Source organism: Methanoregula sp. (genome assembly GCF_002835825.1).
In the GTDB taxonomy this organism is placed as follows: domain Archaea; phylum Halobacteriota; class Methanomicrobia; order Methanomicrobiales; family Methanospirillaceae; genus Methanoregula.
In genome coordinates, this window is sequence record NZ_PIZH01000208.1 from 1 (window position 1) to 4,089 (window position 4,089).

4 protein-coding genes are annotated in these 4,089 nt (G+C 57.3%); 3 read left to right on the forward strand and 1 reads right to left on the reverse strand.

Annotated features, from left to right (window positions below; genetic code table 11):
* The 3 genes from CW742_RS08305 to CW742_RS08315 all read left to right on the forward strand — a co-directional run.
* A partial coding sequence (locus CW742_RS08305) for an ASKHA domain-containing protein (protein WP_292419011.1) occupies positions 1-1,789 on the forward strand: 1,789 nt, incomplete at its 5' end.
* A 5-nt stretch (positions 1,790-1,794) separates the two neighbouring features.
* Complete coding sequence (locus CW742_RS08310) at positions 1,795-2,841, forward strand: hypothetical protein (RefSeq protein WP_292419013.1); 1,047 nt, start codon at positions 1,795-1,797, stop codon at positions 2,839-2,841.
* 16 nt (positions 2,842-2,857) lie between these two features.
* Positions 2,858-3,625, forward strand: a complete 768-nt coding sequence (locus CW742_RS08315; protein ID WP_292419016.1) for an AAA family ATPase — start codon at positions 2,858-2,860, stop codon at positions 3,623-3,625.
* Between the two features lie 269 nt (positions 3,626-3,894).
* Here CW742_RS08315 and CW742_RS08320 read toward each other — a convergent pair.
* The coding region (locus CW742_RS08320) for a hypothetical protein (protein WP_292419018.1) at positions 3,895-4,089 on the reverse strand (195 nt) is incomplete at its 5' end.

A 4,089-nucleotide genomic window follows, 5' to 3' on the forward strand; every position in this document is an offset into this window, starting at 1 on the left:
GCAGGGCAAGTGCGGCAAGTGCATTGTCTTCATCCAGTCAGGACGGGCATATTTCGACCGGCAGAAATTCGGCAGGTTTTTCACCGAAGCCGAGCTTCAGAAAGGGGCCTGCCTTGCCTGCGAAACGATTGTCCAGGGCGACCTCCATGTTCTCGTCCCTGAAAGCACCCTTATCCAGGAACAGAAGATCCTTGTTGAGGGGCTTGACCACGAGATCCAGTTCCGCCCGTCTGTCCGGAAGTATTATGTCGAGCTCCAGCCCCCGAGCCTTGCAGATCCCTCGCCCGATCTCTCCCGTCTCCTCTGGGGAATCCAGAAGAGCGGCGGCCCGGTGGCAGAGAAGATGTACGCCCCGCTCGAGGTGCTCCGTGATATCCCCTCCATCCTGCGTCACAGCGACTGGAAGGTGACGGCAACCATCGGTCTCGTTCCCGGCGGCTACCGTGTTATCGATCTCCAGGAAAACGACACCTCAAACCGGATCTATGGCGCTGCTGTTGACCTGGGCTCGACAACCGTTGTTGTCTATCTCTGGGACCTGGTCACCGGGAAAGTCGTCAGCGTTGCATCGAACTACAACAAGCAGATCAGCTGTGGCGAGGACATTCTCGCCCGCGTCAACTTTGCCCGGAAGAACGGCCTCACGAAACTCCAGGCGCTTGCTGCAGAGAGCATCAACCAGGCCCTCACCACTGCCTCGAACTCTGCCGGGATCGACCGGGAGGACATCTATGAAGTTGTTGTAGCGGGTAACACGGTCATGACCCACATGCTTCTCGGGATCGACCCGGCGTACATGATCGCCGAGCCATATGTTCCGGTTGTCCGCAGGGCACTTTCCATTGCAGCCAGCCGGCTCGGGATTACCTGCAACTCCAATGGCGGCGTCTTTGCCTTTCCCGCGGTCAGCGATTTCATCGGGGGCGACATCATTGCCGACATCCTTGCCTGTGGCATGGGCGAGCGCGAAGAGATCTCGCTCCTCGTGGACATTGGCACGAACTTTGAAGTTGTTCTCGGGAACAGGGAGTGGATGTTCTCCTGTGCCGGTGCGGCCGGCCCGGCCCTTGAAGGGGGCGAGGTCCTCTTTGGCATGCGGGCCAACCCCGGGGCAATCGAGAAGATCACCATCGACCCGGTCACCCTCGACCCCAGGTACTCGACCATCAACGGGATCAAACCCCGGGGGATCTGCGGCTCCGGGCTCATTGACCTGCTTGCCGAGCTGCTGGTAGTCTGCGTCATTGACCGGACAGGGCGGATCAACACGGAGATCCAGCACCCCCGCATCAGGAAAGGGACGCACTTCCCCGAATTTGTCATTGCCTGGGCAAAGGAGACGGATATTGGAAAGGACATCGTAATTACTGAAAATGACATCAAGAACCTGATCATGAGCAAGGCCTCGGTCCATGCTGCCTGCGTCACCCTCATGAAGGAAGCGGGCGTAACCCACAAGGACATCTCGACCATATACTTTGCCGGTGCGTTCGGAAACTACCTGGACAAGAAGAATGCGACAATCATCGGCCTGATCCCGGAGATCGACATAAACGACATCAAAAATATCGGCAACGGTGCGGTCACGGGAGCTAACATCGCGCTTATCAACCGACGGGCCCGGAAAACCCTTGACGAGATTGCGTACAAAATTGCCTACATCGAGCTGAATGCGGAGAGCTCGTTCATGGATGAATACACCGGCAGCACCTTCCTCCCGCACACGGACTTCTCGCTCTTCCCGGGTGTCGAAAAACTCCTCGAATCCTGCCGGATCAGGAAGGAGTGAATGCCATGGCAAAGATGATTCCCTCACCCAACTCCCTCGCAACGGGTGTCGGAGGGCTCCCGCACACCGATCCCAAACAGGCCTGTGACGATGTGCTCTCCCTGTTCCCGGGTATTCCCTACATCCCGACACTGCCAAACCGCGCCCTTTTAGAGGGCATTGTCTTCAATGACTCAGAGCAGCTCCCGGGCCGCATCATCCGCGAGGACAGGCTCCTGTTTGACAGCACCAAAGACCAGACTGCGGCCATGGAGAAGGTGTACATGGACTTTGTTGAAGCGAACTTCTCCGGCTATGGCCTTAACAAGGAGTACGCCTCGGCATTCATGGAAATGTTGTCCCGGAAACTCCCCTCTGCCTGCGTGCTCAAGTGCCAGGTAACCGGGCCAGTAACGTTCGGGATGCAAGTCGTGGATGCAGACAAACGCCCGATCTATTACGACAGCCAGCTTGCCGATGTCCTCTCCAAGATGATCGCCCTCAAGGCCCGGTGGTGCGAGAACGCGATGAGGGAGCAGTGCGGCGCCAAGGAGACGCTTGTTGTCTTAAACGAACCTTACCTTGCATCGCTCGGCTCCTCGGTTGTGCCGGTTGACAAGGATACCGTGAAAGCGGGATGGGAGGATATCGCCTCGCTTGTCCAGGGCGGCCTTGGCGTCCACTGCTGCTCCAATACGGACTGGGAGTTTGTCATGAGCCTCGACCCGTCGGTCATCTCCCTTGATGCCTATGCAACGGCAAAGGAGTTCCTCCTCTATTCTGATGCGGTCATCTCCTACATGGAGCGGGGAGGCGTGATTGCCTGGGGAATTGTCCCTGCCGAATACAAGATCTTTGCAACAGAGACGGTGGACACACTGTATGATAAGTATCTCGCGATACGCACCCAGCTCTGCCAGAGAATGCCGGAGAAACTCTTTGACGCCCAATCTCTCGTCACCCCCAGTTGCGGGATCCGTTTTGCCGACAGGGACGGTTCGCTGGCCATCATGGGGGCAGCAGCAGAGATCTCGCACCGCATAAGGGCCGACAAAAATCTGCCCGGCTGCTAAATCACCGGAGATCAGAATGTCACCTCATCCTTTTACGATTGCACTTTCCGGCAAGGGAGGGACCGGCAAGACAACGGTCAGTTCCCTCCTTGTCCGGTCGTTTATCGCCCTGGGCGAGACACCGATCCTTGCCGTTGATGCAGACCCGAATGCCAACCTGCACGAAGCACTGGGTGTTTCCGTGAAAGAGACACTCGGGAGCATGCGGGAGGAAGCATTCTCGCGGAACATCCCGCCCGGCATGAACCGCCACGACTATGTCCGGCTCCGGTTCCGCCAGGCCCTTGTCGAGAGCGAGGGATTCGACCTTGTCGCCATGGGCCGGCCCGAAGGAACCGGCTGCTACTGTTTTGCCAATGATCTCCTGTCGGAGTGCATGCAGACCCTCGAACGCGAGTACCCGTTCATTGTCATTGACTCCGAAGCCGGCATGGAACACATCAGCCGGGGCACCATCGGGAAACCAGACCTCCTCCTCATTGTCAGCGATCCCGGCGCCCGGGGCCTCCGCACCATTGCCCGTATCAGGGAGATTGCCACCCAGCTCGGGCTTGAAAAAGAGAAGATCCACGTGGTCTTCAACCAGTACAAGACCGGGGCGGCGCCGGTGGATATCGGGGAGGAGACTCCCTTTGCGATTATTCCGGAAGACGCTGCCGTGGAGAGGGCGGATCTGGCAGCATCTCCTGTTTCCCTGATCCCGGAGGATTCACCGGCGCGGGTTGCGGTGCAGGAGCTGGCAGAGAAAATACGGGAGATAAAGCAGGAGCGGGGTGAGGGATAGCCTCTTTGTTCTGATATTGCAATACCACCTCTCCACGTGATACGTGGAGTCGGTGTGATGCAGGCAAAGTCTGAATGCGTTGACCCATATGGATGAGTTCGAAGATTTTCAAAAAAAACACGAGTGATAAATGATGGGGGCTGATGCCCCCATACCCCCGGTTGTGATTAACGGCCGCCCAAGTCGAAGGCTGAAGCATTCTCCAGGTAATCCTCGCTAACGCGATGATTACCTCCCCGAAGGGCGCCCCGCGGCGGCATCAATTCCTTTTAAAGAAAACAACTCCTTGTATGAGAATTGCATTTAGGTAATGCGGAGATATCGCATGCGCCCCCGCCCCCTTTAGGGGTGTCGAACCTCTTTAGAGGTGAGACACGAGAAGAACCTGCAAGGTTCTTCGAGACAGGGCTTTCGAAGTTGGAGAGGTTCATCAGAACCTCGACAATGAGAAGGGAGGCATAAGC

Bases quoted from the DNA above. Each gene is read 5' to 3' on its own strand.
- CW742_RS08310 (WP_292419013.1), top strand. From the start codon at position 1,795: ATGGCAAAGATGATTCCCTCACCCAACTCCCTCGCAACGGGTGTCGGA.
- CW742_RS08315 (WP_292419016.1), top strand. From the start codon at position 2,858: ATGTCACCTCATCCTTTTACGATTGCACTTTCCGGCAAGGGAGGGACC.